The organism is Aeromicrobium sp. (assembly GCF_049586495.1).
GTDB lineage: Bacteria > Actinomycetota > Actinomycetes > Propionibacteriales > Nocardioidaceae > Aeromicrobium.
On record NZ_JBAVCB010000195.1, the window covers coordinates 1 to 15743 of the forward strand.

Annotated in this window: 22 protein-coding genes and 1 riboswitch; of the genes, 19 read left to right on the forward strand and 3 right to left on the reverse strand. The window is 66.9% G+C overall.

All coding sequences use genetic code 11. The annotated features are described in order from the left end of the window. The 9 genes from WB508_RS10325 to gcvP form a co-directional block, all read left to right on the forward strand. Positions 1 to 224: DUF881 domain-containing protein (locus tag WB508_RS10325; RefSeq protein WP_423844799.1), on the forward strand; the 224-nt coding region annotated here is incomplete at its 5' end. Then, a complete protein-coding gene (locus tag WB508_RS10330; RefSeq protein ID WP_423844800.1) occupies positions 221 to 553 on the forward strand; it encodes a small basic family protein in 333 nt (110 codons plus the stop codon). The genes WB508_RS10325 and WB508_RS10330, both read left to right, overlap by 4 nt. Then, positions 546 to 1229 (forward strand): DUF881 domain-containing protein, encoded by a 684-nt coding sequence (locus tag WB508_RS10335; protein ID WP_423844801.1) that lies wholly within the window; start codon positions 546 to 548, stop codon positions 1227 to 1229. The genes WB508_RS10330 and WB508_RS10335 overlap by 8 nt, the downstream gene beginning before the upstream one ends. 42 nt (positions 1230 to 1271) lie before the next feature. Beyond that, positions 1272 to 1649, forward strand: a complete 378-nt coding sequence (gene gcvH / locus WB508_RS10340; RefSeq protein ID WP_423844802.1) for a glycine cleavage system protein GcvH — start codon at positions 1272 to 1274, stop codon at positions 1647 to 1649. A gap of 104 nt (positions 1650 to 1753) precedes the next feature. Next, positions 1754 to 2182, forward strand: a complete 429-nt coding sequence (locus tag WB508_RS10345; protein WP_423844803.1) for an FHA domain-containing protein — start codon at positions 1754 to 1756, stop codon at positions 2180 to 2182. Further along, positions 2179 to 2895: a MerR family transcriptional regulator gene (locus WB508_RS10350; RefSeq protein WP_423844804.1), complete on the forward strand. Its 717-nt coding sequence runs from the start codon at positions 2179 to 2181 to the stop codon at positions 2893 to 2895. The genes WB508_RS10345 and WB508_RS10350 overlap by 4 nt, the downstream gene beginning before the upstream one ends. A gap of 1 nt (position 2896) precedes the next feature. Then, the gene (locus WB508_RS10355) at positions 2897 to 3367 is read left to right on the forward strand and encodes a bifunctional nuclease family protein (protein WP_423844805.1); all 471 of its coding nucleotides are present in this window, start codon (positions 2897 to 2899) and stop codon (positions 3365 to 3367) included. 204 nt (positions 3368 to 3571) lie between these two features. Beyond that, positions 3572 to 4162, forward strand: a complete 591-nt coding sequence (locus WB508_RS10360) for a MerR family transcriptional regulator (RefSeq protein ID WP_423844806.1) — start codon at positions 3572 to 3574, stop codon at positions 4160 to 4162. Positions 4163 to 4194: 32 nt separating this feature from the next. Further along, a riboswitch (glycine riboswitch) is annotated at positions 4195 to 4297 on the forward strand. Between the two features lie 78 nt (positions 4298 to 4375). Continuing rightward, on the forward strand, positions 4376 to 7219 hold the full coding sequence (gene gcvP, locus WB508_RS10365; RefSeq protein ID WP_423844807.1) for an aminomethyl-transferring glycine dehydrogenase: 2844 nt from the start codon (positions 4376 to 4378) through the stop codon (positions 7217 to 7219). A 13-nt stretch (positions 7220 to 7232) separates the two neighbouring features. Here gcvP and WB508_RS10370 read toward each other — a convergent pair whose 3' ends face one another. Further along, positions 7233 to 7928, reverse strand: a complete 696-nt coding sequence (locus WB508_RS10370) for an anti-sigma factor (RefSeq protein ID WP_423844808.1) — start codon at positions 7926 to 7928, stop codon at positions 7233 to 7235. Continuing rightward, a complete protein-coding gene (gene sigK, locus WB508_RS10375; RefSeq protein WP_423844809.1) occupies positions 7925 to 8515 on the reverse strand; it encodes an ECF RNA polymerase sigma factor SigK in 591 nt (196 codons plus the stop codon). The genes WB508_RS10370 and sigK overlap by 4 nt, the downstream gene beginning before the upstream one ends. A 140-nt stretch (positions 8516 to 8655) precedes the next feature. Here sigK and WB508_RS10380 point away from each other — a divergent pair, with 140 nt between their 5' ends. The 8 genes from WB508_RS10380 to WB508_RS10415 all read left to right on the forward strand — a co-directional run bounded on the left by WB508_RS10380 (position 8656) and on the right by WB508_RS10415 (position 13895). Continuing rightward, complete coding sequence (locus WB508_RS10380; RefSeq protein WP_423844810.1) at positions 8656 to 9849, forward strand: acyl-CoA dehydrogenase family protein; 1194 nt, start codon at positions 8656 to 8658, stop codon at positions 9847 to 9849. A 45-nt stretch (positions 9850 to 9894) separates the two neighbouring features. Beyond that, positions 9895 to 10533, forward strand: coding sequence for an alpha/beta hydrolase (locus WB508_RS10385; RefSeq protein WP_423844811.1), 639 nt, complete (start codon positions 9895 to 9897; stop codon positions 10531 to 10533). Then, complete coding sequence (locus WB508_RS10390; protein WP_423844812.1) at positions 10530 to 10895, forward strand: hypothetical protein; 366 nt, start codon at positions 10530 to 10532, stop codon at positions 10893 to 10895. The genes WB508_RS10385 and WB508_RS10390 overlap by 4 nt, the downstream gene beginning before the upstream one ends. Next, complete coding sequence (locus tag WB508_RS10395) at positions 10888 to 11304, forward strand: hypothetical protein (RefSeq protein WP_423844813.1); 417 nt, start codon at positions 10888 to 10890, stop codon at positions 11302 to 11304. Before WB508_RS10390 ends, WB508_RS10395 begins: the two co-directional genes overlap by 8 nt. Before the next feature lie 194 nt (positions 11305 to 11498). After that, entirely contained in the window at positions 11499 to 11849 is a 351-nt protein-coding gene (locus tag WB508_RS10400) for a hypothetical protein (RefSeq protein WP_423844814.1), read from the forward strand. A gap of 65 nt (positions 11850 to 11914) precedes the next feature. Beyond that, positions 11915 to 12058 (forward strand): GPGG-motif small membrane protein, encoded by a 144-nt coding sequence (locus tag WB508_RS10405; RefSeq protein WP_423844815.1) that lies wholly within the window; start codon positions 11915 to 11917, stop codon positions 12056 to 12058. Positions 12059 to 12146: 88 nt separating this feature from the next. Then, complete coding sequence (locus WB508_RS10410) at positions 12147 to 12785, forward strand: L-threonylcarbamoyladenylate synthase (RefSeq protein ID WP_423844816.1); 639 nt, start codon at positions 12147 to 12149, stop codon at positions 12783 to 12785. A 132-nt stretch (positions 12786 to 12917) separates the two neighbouring features. Further along, complete coding sequence (locus tag WB508_RS10415; RefSeq protein WP_423844817.1) at positions 12918 to 13895, forward strand: hypothetical protein; 978 nt, start codon at positions 12918 to 12920, stop codon at positions 13893 to 13895. Here WB508_RS10415 and WB508_RS10420 read toward each other — a convergent pair. Then, complete coding sequence (locus WB508_RS10420) at positions 13880 to 14794, reverse strand: DNA-3-methyladenine glycosylase family protein (protein ID WP_423844818.1); 915 nt, start codon at positions 14792 to 14794, stop codon at positions 13880 to 13882. The genes WB508_RS10415 and WB508_RS10420 overlap by 16 nt on opposite strands. A gap of 99 nt (positions 14795 to 14893) precedes the next feature. On the opposite strand from WB508_RS10420, the gene WB508_RS10425 reads away from it, so the two are divergent. Both WB508_RS10425 and WB508_RS10430 read left to right on the forward strand, forming a co-directional pair. Continuing rightward, a complete protein-coding gene (locus tag WB508_RS10425; protein WP_423844819.1) occupies positions 14894 to 15226 on the forward strand; it encodes a cupin domain-containing protein in 333 nt (110 codons plus the stop codon). 192 nt (positions 15227 to 15418) lie between these two features. Beyond that, on the forward strand, positions 15419 to 15743 hold a 325-nt coding region (locus WB508_RS10430; RefSeq protein ID WP_423844820.1), incomplete at its 3' end, for a hypothetical protein.

A 15743-nucleotide genomic window follows, 5' to 3' on the forward strand; every position in this document is an offset into this window, starting at 1 on the left:
ACTACGTGTCGATCGACCCGCCGTACACGATCCGAGCCATCGGCGACGCCGATGGGCTCAGCGACCGCTTGATCGGCAGCCGGCTCGGGCGGGACTGGCAGGCCCGCGCCGACTCGACCGGCCTGACCTTCGATGTCAGATCGGTCGCCATGCACCGGCTGGCCGCCATCAGCGAGAAGCGGCGCCAGCTGCTGCACGCCGAGACCGAGAGGGACGACGCATGATCCCGGTGCTGGGCGTGGTGGTGGGCGTCACGATCGGCCTGCTGCTGCAGCCGACCGTACCGGTGGCGCTGCAGCCCTACCTTCCGATCGCCGTGATCGCGGCCCTCGACGCCGTCGTCGGCGCGATGCGGGCGCTGGGCGAGCGTCGTTTCAACGACCGCGTGTTCGTGGTGTCGTTCATCTCCAATGTCCTGATCGCCGGCTTCATGGTGTTCCTCGGCGATCAGCTGGGGGTCGGCTCGCAACTGTCCACCGGTGTGGTCGTGGTGCTCGGCATCCGCATCTTCGCGAACGCCGCCGCCATCCGCCGCCGGATCTTCCATGCGTGACCGCCGCCGACTGTCCCAGCTGCTGGTCGCGGTCCTGATCGGTGTGCTGGCCATGGCCATCACCGTGCTGGTGCGCGACGAGCCCGCCGACGACTTCCAGAACGCTCGCAGCGAGGATCTCGTCGAGCTGCTCAAGTCCTTGGACGCGGCCAACCAGCGTCTCGATCGACAGATCACCGATCTCACCAGCACCCGTGACGACCTGCTCGACTCCTCCAAGCGGTCACAGGCCGCGCAGGACCAGGCGCGGGCCCAGGCCGATGCGCTGGCCATCCTCGCGGGCACCGCACCAGCCACCGGACCCGGAGTCGTGGTGACGGTGTCGGATCCCGAGGGCGGCGTCGACGCCGGAGCACTCCTGGACGCGATCGAGGAGCTGCGCAACGCCGGGGCCGAGGCGATCGCGATCAACGGCACCGTCCGGGTCGTGGGGCAGACCTACTTCATCGACACCGGCGAATCCATCCGTATCGGCGGCCGGGACGTCAAGCCGCCGTACGTCATCGAGGCCATCGGCGACACCGAGACGATGGCCACCGCCACCCAGATCCCTGGCGGATTGGTCGACTCCATCGAGCGACGCGGGGGAGAGGTGTCGGTCGCGCGCAAGGCGGCGGTCGCCATCACCGCGCTCGCCGACGTCCGGCCGCCGGAGTACGCTCGTCCCGATTCCTGAGCCCGACCCGCACCACACGACCTGAACGACGAGGAGAACCCGGTGATTCCTGAGGACCTGTTCTACAGCGAGGAGCACGAGTGGGTGCGCGTCGAGGACGAGATCGCCATCATCGGCATCACGGACTACGCCCAGGAGGCGCTCGGCGACATCGTCTACGTGCAGCTCCCGGCAGCGGGTGAGTCGGTCGAGGCCGGATCGGTCATCGGTGAGCTGGAGTCCACCAAGTCCGTCAGCGACGTGTTCTCCCCGATCTCTGGCGAGATCTTGGCCCGCAACGAGAGCCTCGATGGTGCCCCCGAGGTCATCAACACAGACCCGTACGGAGAGGGCTGGCTGATCAAGGTCCGGGCTCTGGACGAGGACTTCACGGCGGCGTTGATGTCGGCCGAGGCGTACACCGCACTCACCTCGTCCTGAGCCCGATCCGGGTGAGCCGAGCGGTGCTAGGTTGGTGTCGAGGCGAAGCCCCGGGGACGAGCCACGTCGAGCCGCGAATCAGTCAGAGCAGGAGTTGAGAGCCCATGTCGGACAGCTGGTCGGCTGAAGGCGTCGAGCACACCGGACACATTCCGGCGCTGGACGCCGACACCGAAGAGATGACCTCCGCGGACGTGTCGGCCGTCGAGAACCTCCCAGCTGGCAGCGCCATGCTGCTGGTGCAGCGGGGCCCCGACGCCGGCGCTCGCTTTCTGCTGGACAGCGACGCGGTCACGGTGGGCCGGCACCCCACCAGCGACATCTTCCTGGACGACATCAGCGTGTCGCGCCGGCACGCCACCTTCAACCGCGGCGAGACCGCCTACAGCGTCACCGACCTCGGCAGCCTCAACGGGACGTACGTGAATCGCGACCGCATCGACGGCGAGGTCGCCCTGGCCGGCGGCGACGAGGTGCAGATCGGCAAGTACCGCCTGATCTACTTCGCCGGCGCGACCAAGGTCGAGTCATGACCCAGCCGGTGCCCGAGCTTTCCAGGCTCGGCATCGGCAAGGTGCTCGACGAGCTCCAGCCGGAGTTCCCCGATCTGTCCATCACCAAGATCAGGTACCTCGAGCGCGAGGGCCTGCTCGATCCCGAACGCACGGCGTCGGGCTACCGCAAATTCTCCTACGCTGACGTGGAGCGGCTGCGATTCATCCTGCGACAGCAGCGCGACCGCTTCTGGCCCCTCAACCACATCCGCCAGGTCCTCGACGACATGGACAACGGCCACGTGCCGGACACCGAGGTGCCCGGTGTGCGGGTGCCCGAGCTGGCGCTGGCCGAGGACAACCTGCCCACGCCGCAGACCTTCGGTGGCCAGCGCAGCCAGGTGCGCCTGACCCGTGAGGAGCTGATCGCTTCGGCCGACATCTCCGTGGAGACGCTTGCCGAGATCGAGGAGTTCGCCCTGATCCGGCGGCGCAGCGCCGCCTCGTTCTACGACGGAGACGATCTGCACGTGGCCTCGCTGGTCGGCCGGTTCGCCGAGCTCGGGCTCGAGCCGCGCCATCTGCGCATGTTCGTCGCCGCTGCCGATCGGGAGGTGGCGCTGTTTGACCAGGTGGTCACGCCGCGTGCCCGCACCCAGGACCGCGAGGCCAGCGAACACGCTGTGGCCTCCCTCGCATCGTTGTCGGTGGCGCTGCACACCGTGCTCGTGCGCCGCCACCTGCGAGGCTGATGTGCGCGAGGTCGAGGTGGTGGGGGTCCGGGTCGAGCGACCCACCAATCAGCCGTTGGTGCTGCTGCGCGAGACCGAGGGCAACCGCTACCTGCCCATCTGGATCGGCGCAGTCGAGGCATCGGCCATCGCCTACGCACAGCAGGGGTCGTCGATGCCTCGTCCGCTGACCCACGAATTGATGCAGGCCATCGTCGAGGCCCTCGGGGACGAGCTGGACGAGGTGCGTATCACCGAGGTCAACGACGGGGTCTTCCACGCACTGCTGCACTTCGAGTCCGGAGCCGAGGTCGATGCCCGGCCCTCGGACTCAATTGCGTTGGCCTTGCGGTCCGGCGCCCGGATCGTGTGCACCGAGGACGTTCTGGACGTCGCTGGCATCGAGGCCAGTCGCGACGAGGACGAGGAGATCGAGAAGTTCCGTGAGTTCCTCGATCACGTGGTCCCCGACGAATTTGGTTCAGCGGAGTGAGCTCTGCGGTCGAGATCGACACCGTCGACCGATCCGGTGAAACTGAACTCTGACTCGAAGGTTCAGACTTTTCGACACGCCGGACACGCCTGATGTCGTTGACCGGACCAACTCTCACCCTTACCTTGAGAGTGCTGCCAGCGCACATGGATGTAGTTTCGACGCGGTAGTCTTCCCCTCAACGACAGTTCTGGAAGGCCAGTCATGAACGAGTTGCCCGATCCCTCCGTCGACACGACGGACGCCGTCGCCCAGGCCGGCGACCAAGGTCTGCTGTTCAACGACGACGTGTCGCCGCTGTCGGAGAACGCTGGTTACCGCGGCCCCACGGCTTGCGCCGCGGCCGGCATCACCTACCGCCAGCTCGACTACTGGGCCCGCACCCAGCTGGTCGAGCCCACGGTGCGTTCCGCCACTGGCTCGGGCACGCAGCGGCTGTACTCCTTCAAGGACATCTTGCTGCTCAAGATCATCAAGCGCCTGCTCGATGCGGGGGTCTCGCTGCAGCAGATTCGCATCGCGATCGACCACCTGCGGGTGCGGGGCACCGACGACCTCACCCAGGTCACGCTCATGAGCGACGGCGCCAGTGTCTACGAGTGCCGCTCGGCCGATGAGATCATTGACCTGCTGCAGGGTGGCCAGGGTGTCTTCGGCATCGCCGTCGGCGGTGTCTGGAAAGAGATCGAGGGATCGTTGCACGAGCTCCCGAGCGAGCGCACGGCTCCCGACAGCTCGTCGGATGCCACCGACGAGCTCGCGGCTCGTCGACGCGCTCGCGCTGCCGGCGCCTGATGGATCGGGTGTTGCTAGGCTGACCACGCTGTCGAACGCGCGTGGGAGAGCTCGCAACCTCTGAGTCACACCCAGCGACGCCGAAGGGGCAATTCCTCCCCGGAACCTCTCAGGCACCAGGACCACGCGACCGAGGCGATTCTGAAGCGGCCTGTGCGGCGTGACAGAAGGGGAGGGACACCGCACATCACCGATCCCGGGAGTCCCTGCCCCATGACCACTCATTCGCTGCATCCTGGTGACCGCTTCGTCGACCGTCACATCGGTCCGAGCGCCGCCGACCAGGCCGCCATGCTGCGCACCGTCGGCTTCGACTCCCTCGACGACCTGATGGCCGCTGCCGTGCCTTCCGGGATCCGCAGCACCAAGGCGCTTGGACTGCCCAGCGCCCGCACTGAGACCGAGGTCCTCGACCTCATGCGGGATCTTGCCGGACGCAATCACCCCGGGGTCTCGATGATCGGTCTTGGGTACCACCCGACGATCACTCCTGCGGTGATCCGCCGGAACGTGCTGGAGGACCCGTCCTGGTACACCGCGTACACGCCGTACCAGCCCGAGATCTCGCAGGGACGGCTGGAGGCGATGCTCAACTTCCAGACGCTGATCGCTGATCTCACCGGACTGCCAACCGCCAACTCGTCCCTGCTGGACGAGGGCACCGCCGTGGCTGAAGCCATGACGCTGATTCGTCGCGCCACCCGGGGCAAGGACGACCTGCCGATCATCATCGACGCCGGGCTGCACCCCCAGACCCTCGCTGTCACTCACACCAGAGCCGCCGCGCTGGGTATCGACCTGCACGAAGCTGATCTCGGCTCAGGCGTCCCAGACGTCGACGCTGCCGGCGTCATCGTGGCCTATCCGCGCAGCGACGGGCAGATTGTCGACCCGCGTGCGGCCATCGAGGCCGTTCACGGCCGGGGCGGCCTCGCCGTGGTGGTCAGCGACCCGCTGGCCCTGGTCCTCCTGAGCTCGCCGGGCTCGATGGGTGCCGACGTGGTGGTGGGCTCCAGCCAGCGCTTTGGTGTGCCGATGTTCTACGGCGGACCGCACGCCGGATTCATGTCGGTGCGCGCCGGTCTCGAGCGTCATCTGCCCGGCCGTCTCGTGGGTGTCTCCGTCGACAGCGCCGGGCGGCCGGCCTACCGGCTCGCTCTGCAGACGCGCGAGCAGCACATTCGCCGCGAGAAGGCGACGTCCAACATCTGCACCGCTCAGGTGCTGCTGGCCGTGGCTGCCTCGATGTACGCCGTCTACCACGGGGCAGAGGGCCTGCGTCGCATCGCGGCCCACGTCAACGGTCAGGCCATCAGGATGGCTGCGGGCCTGCGAGCGGGAGGAGTGACGGTTCCCGAGACGAACTTCTTCGACACGATCGTGGCCCAGGTCCCCGGCCGCGCCGCCGACGTCATCGCCGCCGCGCGCGCTCACGACATCCACCTGCGGGCGATCGACGCTGATCATGTCGGCATCTCGACGCACGAGGCCACCACTGAGGAGCATCTGGCCGGCGTGTGGGCCGCCTTCGATGTCGACGCTCCGTCCGGCGACGTGCCCGACTCCTTGCCGAGCGACTTGCTGCGCGAGGACGAGATCTTGACCCACCCGGTCTTCCACGAGCACCGCAGCGAGACCCAGATGCTGCGCTACCTGCGCAAGCTCAGCGACCGCGACTACGCGCTCGACCGCGGCATGATCCCTTTGGGGTCGTGCACCATGAAGCTCAACGCCACGGCCGAGATGGAGCCGATCAGCTATCCAGGCTTCGCCGACCTGCACCCGTTCGTCCCGGCCGCTGACGCTGCCGGGATGATCGAGCTGGTCGAGACCCTGGAACGGTGGTTGGCAGAGGTGACGGGATACTCCGGCGTGTCGATCCAGCCCAATGCCGGTTCGCAGGGCGAATTCGCAGGTCTGTTGGCCATTCGTTCGTACCATCACAGCCGGGGCGACGAGCACCGCGACGTCTGCTTGATCCCGTCATCGGCGCACGGCACCAATGCGGCCTCGGCCGTCATGGCGGGCATGCGGGTCGTCATCGTGAAGTCCAGCGACCAGGGCGAGGTCGACCTCGACGATCTGCGGGCACAATGCGATGCCCACGCCGACGATCTCGCCGCGATCATGGTCACGTATCCCTCGACCCACGGTGTGTACGAGCACGGCATCACCGAGCTGTGCGAGATCGTGCACTCCCACGGCGGCCAGGTGTACGTCGACGGAGCCAATTTGAACGCTCTGCTCGGTCACGCCGCGCCCGGTGAGTTCGGCGGCGACGTGTCGCACCTCAACCTGCACAAGACATTCTGCATCCCTCACGGCGGCGGCGGTCCCGGTGTCGGCCCGGTCGCGGTGGCCGAGCACCTCGTGCCGTTCCTGCCCACGCATCCGATGCACCCGGTGGAGTCCAAGCGCGAGGGCATCGGCGCCATCAGCGCGGCGCCGTATGGCTCGGCGGGCATCCTGCCCATCCCGTACGCCTACATCGCCATGATGGGCGCCCAGGGCCTCACGGACGCCACCTCGGTGGCCGTGCTGTCGGCCAACTACATCGCCAAGCGGGTCGGTTCAGCGTTCCCCGTGTTGTACACCGGCGATCACGATCTGGTGGCCCACGAGTGCATCTTGGATGTGCGGGGATTGACGAAGGCATCGGGCGTCAGCATCGACGACGTCGCCAAGCGGCTGATCGACTACGGCTTCCACGCTCCGACCATGAGCTTCCCCGTCGCGGGCACCTTGATGGTCGAGCCGACCGAGTCCGAAGATCTGGCCGAGATCGATCGTTTCTGCGAGGCGATGCTGGCCATCCGTGCCGAGATCGACGCGGTGCAGGATGGCACCTTCGATGCGGTGGACCATCCATTGGCCAACGCACCACACACGACGCGGGATCTGCTGGACTGGTCGCATCAGTATGACGTGGCCACGGGTCTGTTCCCCGCGGGAAGCATCGACGACAAGTACTGGCCGCCGGTGGGCCGCATCGACCAGGCGTACGGAGATCGCAATCTTGCGTGCTCGTGCCCGCCGATCGAGGCGTTCGCCCAGTAGGTGGGCGGGTCGGTCAGACCGCCATCGTCGCGATCGGTGTGGTGGTCGGCTGCTTGGACCCACCGGCGGGCTCGATCGTGACCGCCATGAGGTCCGCGCCTGCGATGTTGCGCATGATCATGGTGCCTTCGGTGGTCATGGTGCCCTCTGACCGCGGGCCGGCGTCGTCGATCATCCACACCTGGTAGACCTTGCCGTCCGGTGGCGCCGGAATGTTCTTGGCCACCACGAGAGCTGAGTCCTGGCTTGCCGAGGAGACCATGCGCACGGTGCCGCCGTTGTCGAATGTCTTGGTTTCCGTGCTGGCGTCTTCTGCGCCGAGGATCGACGTCATGGCGACGTTGACGCTGTCGAGCTCCTGAGCACGCTGGTGCTCCAAGGCATAGCCACCGGCGCCGAAGCCGCCCACCAGCAGCGCGGCGGCGACAGCCACGCGGGGGAGCGCGCGGCGGAGCCGACCGGGCTGGTCGACGGTGAGCCGACGCTGCTGGGGCGTGGTGGCGATCTCGGCCATCAGACGCTCACGCAGCAGCAGCGGGGGAGTCTCTCGCAGCGAGTCGCCGATGCGTCCGGTGGTGGCGGAAAAGCCGGCCAGCTCCTCGCGACAGTCCCCACACGTCTCCAGGTGGGCCTCGAAGCGCGCCTTCTCCAGCTCGTCCAACGCGTCGAGCGCGTAGGGGGCCGTGAAGGAGTGCAGGTCGATGGTCATGATTCAACTCCCATGCAGTCGCGCAGACGAATCAATCCGTCGCGCATGCGGGTCTTGACGGTGGCTTGGTTGGCGCCGAGCATCTCGGCCACCTCGCTGTAGGTGTGTCCTTGGTAGTAGGCCAGGACGATGGCCTCGCGCTGGATGTCGGTGAGTCCGTCGAGACAGCGTCTGACCTGCTCGTGCTCGAGTCCGAGCGTCACGGTCTCCTCGACGACGTCGTAGTCGGGGCCGCCGGTCCAGTCGTACTTGCGCTCGCGATTGGAGGCTGCTTGGTCATGACGGACCGCGTCGACCGTGCGCCGGTGCGCCAGGGTCAGCAGCCACGAGCGGGCTGAGCCGCGCGAGGCGTCGAAGCGGGTGGCAGACTGCCAGACCTGCACGAACACCTCCTGGGTCACTTCTTCTGCTCGGGACGGATCACGAATGATGCGACGGGCGAGGCCGAACACGGCTGGGCCCATCAGGTCGTACAGCTGGCCGAGGGCTGCTTCGTCGCCGCGGGCCACGTGGGTCAGCAACGTGTTGAGATCAGCCGTCTCCGGGATCTCGGGATCGACGATGCGCAGCTTGGCTGGCTCAGCCATCGGACCGCCTCTCGTGAAGTTTTTCAACCATGGTCTGACAGTCATTCGGAGCTGACTGAGCCACGGCTTGGTGTGACCTGGGGTACTCGATTCATTCTAGGCCCATCGCGGTGACCAACCAGGTCAGATAGCGTGCCGCCATGACGTCCCAGCACCCTCAGACCCCCGGATTCGATCCGGCTGACCCGCTCGCTATCGACGATCTGCTCACGGCGGACGAGATCGCCGTGCGGGAGTCGGTCCGCTCGTTGCTGACGCAGCGCGTGGAGCCTCACATCGCTGGGTGGTTCGAGGACGGTGGGGTCGAGGACCCGCGGGCCCTGATGAAGGAGTTCGGCTCATTGGGTCTGCTCGGCATGCACCTCGAGGGCTACACGTTGCCGGGCATGTCGTCGGTCGAGTATGGCTTGGCCTGCGTCGAGCTGGAAGCCTGCGACTCCGGCATCCGCTCCATGGTGTCGGTCCAGGGATCACTGGCGATGTACGCGATCTGGAGATGGGCGTCCGAGGAGGAGAAGCAGCGCTGGCTGCCCGGCATGGGGTCGGGCGATCTGGTGGGTTGCTTCGGTCTGACCGAGCCGGACCACGGGTCCGACCCAGCGAACATGCGCACCAGGGCTCGCCGAGATGGCGACGACTGGGTCATCGACGGCACCAAGCTGTGGATCAGCAACGGCACGTTCGCCGACGTCGCGGTCATCTGGGCGCAGACTGACGAGGGGATCCGCGGCTTCGCAGTACCGACTGACTGCCCCGGTTTCACCGCCAACCTGATCAAACACAAGATGTCCTTGCGAGCCTCCGCCACCGCCGAGCTCGTGCTGGACGGATGTCGCGTTCCGGCCAGCGCGATGTTCCCGGAGGTGCGAGGGCTGAGAGGCCCGTTGTCGTGCCTCACCGAGGCTCGTTACGGAATCGTGTGGGGTGCCATGGGTGCCGCTCGGTCATGCCTGGACACCGCGATCGAGTACTCCAGGACACGTGAGCAGTTCGGTCGGCCGATCGGCGGATTCCAGCTGACCCAGGGCAAGCTGGCCGACATGTGTGTCGAGCTGCACAAGGGGATGTTGCTGGCGCTGCACCTCGGCCGACGCAAGGACACCGTCGGGCTGACCCCGGAGCAGGTCAGCTTCGGAAAGCTGAACAACATCCGCGAGGCTCTCGACATCTGCCGTACCTCCCGCACCATCCTGGGTGCGAACGGGATCTCGCTGGAGTACCCGGTGATCCGACACATGAACAACCTGGAGTCCGTGCTCACCTACGAAGGCACCACCGAGATGCACCAGCTGGTGCTGGGCCAGGCGCTGACCGGCCAGAACGCCTTCAGCTGACCGGGTCGTCGTGCGCCGAAGACCCAGCAATGGAACCATCGATCCGTGAACGACGTGCGGCTGGACTCCTACGTGCGTCTGGAGACCCCGCGCGCGTCGCTCCTGATGCTGCATGGCGGCCAGGAGCGCAACACCGAGCCGGTGCGCAACAAGCACGCCAGCTGGTGGCGGATGGCGTTGATGGCTCGCTCACTGCGGGGGTTCGCCACAGAGGACAACCTCGACCTTGACCTGCTGCAGTACCGCCTGCGCGGATGGAACAGCTCGCATGACCCCGCCCCGGTTCGAGACACCCGCGAGACGTTGGAGCGAGTCCGAGCGGAACGGCCCGGGGTTCCCATCGTGCTGGTGGGGCACTCGATGGGTGGACGCACCGCCTGCCGGGTCGCTGACGACCCAGCCGTGGTCGGCGTGGTGGGCCTGGCGCCGTGGTTGCCCGCTGGAGAGCCCCATCACGCGATCGCCGGCAAGTCATTGCACGTCATGCACGGCACAGCCGATCGGTGGACCTCGCCGAGAGCAAGCCACGACTTCGTCGAGAGATCCCGTGCCGCTGCGACCCACGTGTCGTGGGAGCCCCTCCCCGGCGCCGGACACTTCATGTTTCGCCAGAGGTCGACGTGGCGACGGTTCGTGGAAGACTCGGTCCGCAAGATTCTCGACGACTCGACGGGCCGGACGTGACTGAGACCGTGGCATGGGGCGTCGCCCTGGCGTCGCTGGCAGTGGCTGGATACGCCGCATGGCACACGGCGCGTGACGCGCCCTTCTCCAATCCGCTGTTCTACCTCATGGCGCTGCTGGAGATCGGGCTCGTCACCGTGCTGATCGGCGGGTCGATCGCGCTGGCCCGCACCGACCGTGACGTCGACGGTGTGTTGTTCGTGTCGTACCTGATCACGGTGGCCGTCATTCCTCCCGCAGCGGTGTTGTGGGGGATTGCGGAGAAATCGCGGTGGGGCACAGGTGTCGTGGCCGTGGCGCTGCTCTCTGTCGCGGTGCTTGCTGCCCGGCTGCACGGCATCTGGGCAGGAACCTATGTCTGACCCGGCCAGCCCGGAGGGGGCCACGGGAGCTGGCTTCGGCCGAGTCCTGGTGGCTGTCTATGCCATCTTCGCGCTCGCGGCCTCGGCCCGATCGATCACCCAGCTCCTCACCAAGGCCGACGAGGCTCCTGTCGCGTACACGCTCTCAGCTCTCGCGGGGGTCGTGTACGTCGTGGCCACGTGGGCCCTTGCCACGGGTCGTCGCGGCCTGGCGTTGGTGACGATTGGCTTTGAGCTCGCGGGGGTGGTCGCCGTGGGAATCGTTTCCGTGGCCGATGGTGGGCTCTTTCCGGATCAGACGGTGTGGTCGGACTTCGGTCGCGGCTACGCCTTCGTTCCGCTGGTGCTGCCTTTCATCGGCCTGTGGTGGCTACGGCGCACCGCGGGATCAGTGCCTCGGCATGCATAAGGCCCTACGAGCTCATACTTCGTAGGGCCATCTCCAGCGTGACTGACCCACGCGCCGGATCCGGCAGCGACACGCCCGACTACTAGGGTCGGGGAGTGGTCGCGGGTTTTCGGTTCAGGACGACGTGGGACGTGCCGTGCGGGCGCCGCGAGCTGTGGCCACACGTCGAGGTTTTGGTGGAGTCAGACGACCCGATGATCTGGTGGCCCTCCGTGCGGGTCGTCACGGCGGTCCCTGGGCGGGTGGCGCTGCGGGCTCGCAGCAACTTCGGCTACCACCTGAGCTTCTGCCTGCTCGACCTCGTGCTCCAGGAGCCGGACCAGATGCGCTTCGCGGCCGAAGGCGATCTGGTCGGACGTGGGGTCGTCACGTTCGCAGACGTCGGGCCGGATCGCACCGCGATGCTCATCGACTGGCAGGTGTCGGCGGTGCGGCCATGGATGCGTCGCACCAGCTGGCTGCTGAGGCCGATCTTCACGGTGGCGCACCGCCGGGTGATGCGGGAGGGCGAGCGACGATTTTCTGCGTGGGTCCGCGATGCATGAATCCCGTGGGAGTGGGTACTGTCGGCAGGTGGCGGCGACCGTCGCCCATGACGAGAGGAAAGACCATGGCGTTCATCCTGTGGATCATCGCGGTCGCGATCGCGATCTACGGAATCTTGCGACTGGTGCGTGGCGACATCCTGATCGGCATCGTCCTGTTGGTCGTGGCCGCTCTCGTCGGCCCTGGTGGTTACAGCATCTTCAGTTGACGTAGCTGACACGTCGCAGGGCCGTCTCGCAGCAGCGGGCGGCCCTTCGGCATGCCCGACGGGCCGGTTTTCCGCGTAACCTGCCGCTATGGCCCGATTCATCGAGATCCACCCAGACAACCCCCAGCAACGTGCGGTCGACCAAGCCGTCGAGATCATCGCCGGCGGCGGTCTGATCGCGTATCCGACCGACTCTGGATATGCGCTCGGTGCGCAGATCGGAAATGCCGATGCACTGGATCGAATCCGGTCGATTCGACAGCTCGACGCCAAGCACCACTTCACCCTGGTGTGCAAGGACTTCTCCCAGCTCGGGCAGTTCGTGCACGTCGACAACTCTGTGTTCCGCGCCGTCAAAGCGGCGACTCCCGGCCCTTACACGTTCATATTGCCCGGCACCCGCGAGGTGCCGCGCCGCCTGCTCCAGGAGAAGAAGAAGACCGTCGGCGTCCGGATTCCCGATCACCGGATCGTCCAAGCGCTCCTCACCACGCTGGGCGAACCCTTGCTGTCGACCACGCTGATCCTGCCCGGCACGTCCGAGGCTCCGGGGGAGCGGGTCATGACCCAGGCGTGGGAGATCGCCGAAGAGCTCGACGGCCGCATCGATGCCGTGATCGAGTCCGGCGTCGAGGTCATCCCTGAACCCACCACCGTGGTGGATCTCAGCGATGGGGCGGCTGACGTGGTGCGCGTGGGAGCCGGAGACCCGAGCCTGTTCGCGTGAGCCCACCGTCATAGCTCTGGAACAGCGCCTGGCCCGTCTCGGCTCGACGCACCGTCATTCCGGGAGATATCTGGCGGCATGGAGTCAGCCATTCACGGTATGCGAAGCCATCGTGAGTGGGATCATGCATGCATGACCACATGGACCGTGCGACTGGCGCTGGCCTCGGCCGTTCTCGCGACTCCCATGTTGGCGCCGGCCGCCCCGGCGCTGGCTGCCGATCCGCAGGCTGAGGAGATCAGTCAGATCGATGACCCGCGCATCGAGGAGTCCAGTGGGCTCGCCGTCAGTGCCGTCCATGACGACGTCGTCTACACGATCAACGACAGGGGCAGCGCGCCCATCGTGTATGCCATCGCCATGTCGACCGGACGGGTGGTCGGCACGACCGCGGTCGGTGGCGGAGAGATCTCGGACACCGAGTCGATCGCGATCGATGGCGAGGGCACGATGTGGCTGGCCGACCTCGGAGACAACGACAAGGAACGAGATGACGTCGCCCTGTATGCCTTCGACGAGCCCGGTCCCGGCGACCACTCGGTGACCGCAGAGCGCTACCCCGTGACCTTCTCCGACGGACCAGTCGACATCGAGGGGTTCCTGGTTCACCCGGTGACGGGGGCAAAGTACCTGGCCAGCAAGGAGAAGAAGAAGCAGGGAGCGCTCTACGCACTGCCAGAGGAGCTGTCGACGAGTGAGGCGAACCCCGCCGCCGACCTGGGTAGGGCGTTGCCGGAGGACGTCTCTGATGCTGCCTTCATCGCCGACGGGTCACAGGCGTTGATCCGCACCCGGGACGCCGTGCACGTCTTCGATCCTGAGACCTGGACCGAGACCGGCGTCCTCACGGTTCCGACGGTCGAGCAGGGCGAGAGCATCGCCATGGAACCGGACGGCACGTCGTTCCTGATCGGGAGCGAGGGCAAGCGCTCGCCGCTCATCCGTGTCAGTTACGACGCTGGCACAGCTGACGACGACAAACCGGCGTCCGACGGCGGCGATGCCAGCGTGTCGCCGGACACGACCCCAGCGTGGTGGGTGGTGGCTGGCGGCCTGGCCGCGGTCGTCGCCCTGGCAGGCATCGTGTGGGGTCTTCAGCGCCGCCGGTGATCCACTCGCGAGTTCCGCGGTCCTCGGCGCTCCACGTGTACCAGAGGGCTCAGCTGCAGAAGTCGCACCACGTGGCCGCGGTGCGGACGATATGGCTCGAGGAGGTCAGGTACCTCGTCGTGGGTGACCCGGTCACCGGTCAGACCGACGCCGACCAGGTTGGCCAGGTGGTAGTCGCCCCACGGAACCGCGTCGGGGTCTCCGAGCGCGCGACCACCGACCTCGGCGGCAGTCCACGCACCCACTCCGGGGATCGACCGGAGGGCGCGGTACGTCGCCGGCCGGTCACCGGCCGCAGCGACCTGCTCGATCCTGTCGAGGACGTGGGCCGCAGCCTGAGCCGTGCGGTACCGCTGAGGGTCGACGCCAGCCAGGTGCCACTCCCACGAGGCAATGGCCGCCCACTGGTCGGCGGTCGGTACGACGCGCAGGGGGAGGGGAGTGGGGCCCGGAGCGGGTTCGCCAAATCGGATCAGCAGGCGCCGCCAGGCCGCGAAGGCGTCTGCTCCAAGCACCTTCTGCTCGATGATCGCCGGGATCAACGCCTCGCCGACTCGGCCGGTGGCCACGGGGCGCAGACCGGGGAAACGGCGGTGCGCATCGCTGACAGCTGGGTGCGCGCCTTCGGGCGGTTCGAACGTACATTCGGGTAGCGTGGCGTGGAAGTTGTCCAGCGCCTCCCTGGCTCCCGGGCCCCAGGCCCGCACGTCCACCTGCAACCTGTCGGTCTGGCGTAGTCGCAGGGTCGCCGGCCCAGTGGCCATGCGAGTCGTGCGCCAGATGTCGTCGCCGCTCAGCTGAAATGCCGGATCGCCGGGTCCGCGGCGCGTGGGGGAGAGCGAACGGCGAAGGTCGACAGGGGAGGGCCACGTGACCACACGTGCCAGGTATGCCTCCACGAGGCCAGTCTGCCTGCCAGGTCCGCCAGTTCTCGTCGGCGCTGCTGAGCAGGTGCCAAGCTCTGACGCCAGGGACCCCGGGCGCGGTAGCGTGCGAACATGCAAAAGGAGTCACTACACGCGCTGGTCCGAAACCATCTGGAAGCGGCCTCCACCGCAACGAGTGGTCGCAGCGCCCACACCATCTATGGCGGTCACGAGCGCGTCTTGCGTCAGACGCTGATCGCGATGCGCGCCGGCACGACGTTGAACGAGCACGAGAATCCTGGTGACGCGACGCTGCAGGTGCTGCACGGACGCGTCACGTTGATCGTCGGCGACGTTCAGTGGAACGGCTCTCCGGGGGACCTGATGACGATCCCCGACGCGAGACATTCGCTCGACGCGGTGGAGGACTCGGCCGTCCTGCTCACCGTTGGAAAAGCACGGTAGTTGACATAATGTGCATTATCGGACAACTGATGGGCGAGGTTCTCCGAGCGACCATGGCCCCTGAGTGACGGACAACACGGTCCATGAGTGATGGACGAATCCTGCAGTCAGCAGTATGGTCCCCGTAGCAAGGTCTCCGCTGTTGCGCGTCGGGGGTGCGGGTCGAGATCTTGAGACAGGAGATCTTCCGACATGAATACCACTCCCACTGCGCCGGCCCTTCGTCCCGCCGGACTGTTCATGAGTTTCGCCCTTCTTCTCGGCTCCCTGATGGCGGTCGCCAGCCCCGTCGCGGCCGACAGCAACGTCTGCACACCGGACGGAGTGTGTGTCACCATCACAGACACCCCCGATCCCGTGTCACCGTCGAGCGGTGATGCGCCGACGTACATCGCCTACCGTGCGACGGTCACGAACAACTCGACCAAGACGCACACGAAGACGGTGTTGATCGAGGTTCTTCCCGACGGCAGCACGTTCGTCCCGTCGGGGTCGAGCGCTAGCTGCGGGGCCAAGG

Excerpts from the sequence above, each read along its gene's own strand:
- WB508_RS10335 (WP_423844801.1), top strand. The coding sequence starts at position 546 with ATGCGTGACCGCCGCCGACTGTCCCAGCTGCTGGTCGCGGTCCTGATC.
- WB508_RS10370 (WP_423844808.1), bottom strand. The coding sequence starts at position 7,928 with ATGACCATCGACCTGCACTCCTTCACGGCCCCCTACGCGCTCGACGCG.
- WB508_RS10415 (WP_423844817.1), top strand. The coding sequence starts at position 12,918 with ATGACCACATGGACCGTGCGACTGGCGCTGGCCTCGGCCGTTCTCGCG.
- WB508_RS10425 (WP_423844819.1), top strand. The coding sequence starts at position 14,894 with ATGCAAAAGGAGTCACTACACGCGCTGGTCCGAAACCATCTGGAAGCG.
- WB508_RS10360 (WP_423844806.1), top strand. The coding sequence starts at position 3,572 with ATGAACGAGTTGCCCGATCCCTCCGTCGACACGACGGACGCCGTCGCC.
- WB508_RS10330 (WP_423844800.1), top strand. The coding sequence starts at position 221 with ATGATCCCGGTGCTGGGCGTGGTGGTGGGCGTCACGATCGGCCTGCTG.
- WB508_RS10400 (WP_423844814.1), top strand. The coding sequence starts at position 11,499 with ATGATCTGGTGGCCCTCCGTGCGGGTCGTCACGGCGGTCCCTGGGCGG.
- WB508_RS10380 (WP_423844810.1), top strand. The coding sequence starts at position 8,656 with ATGACGTCCCAGCACCCTCAGACCCCCGGATTCGATCCGGCTGACCCG.
- WB508_RS10405 (WP_423844815.1), top strand. The coding sequence starts at position 11,915 with ATGGCGTTCATCCTGTGGATCATCGCGGTCGCGATCGCGATCTACGGA.
- sigK (WP_423844809.1), bottom strand. The coding sequence starts at position 8,515 with ATGGCTGAGCCAGCCAAGCTGCGCATCGTCGATCCCGAGATCCCGGAG.
- WB508_RS10410 (WP_423844816.1), top strand. The coding sequence starts at position 12,147 with ATGGCCCGATTCATCGAGATCCACCCAGACAACCCCCAGCAACGTGCG.
- WB508_RS10395 (WP_423844813.1), top strand. The coding sequence starts at position 10,888 with ATGTCTGACCCGGCCAGCCCGGAGGGGGCCACGGGAGCTGGCTTCGGC.
- WB508_RS10350 (WP_423844804.1), top strand. The coding sequence starts at position 2,179 with ATGACCCAGCCGGTGCCCGAGCTTTCCAGGCTCGGCATCGGCAAGGTG.
- WB508_RS10345 (WP_423844803.1), top strand. The coding sequence starts at position 1,754 with ATGTCGGACAGCTGGTCGGCTGAAGGCGTCGAGCACACCGGACACATT.
- gcvP (WP_423844807.1), top strand. The coding sequence starts at position 4,376 with ATGACCACTCATTCGCTGCATCCTGGTGACCGCTTCGTCGACCGTCAC.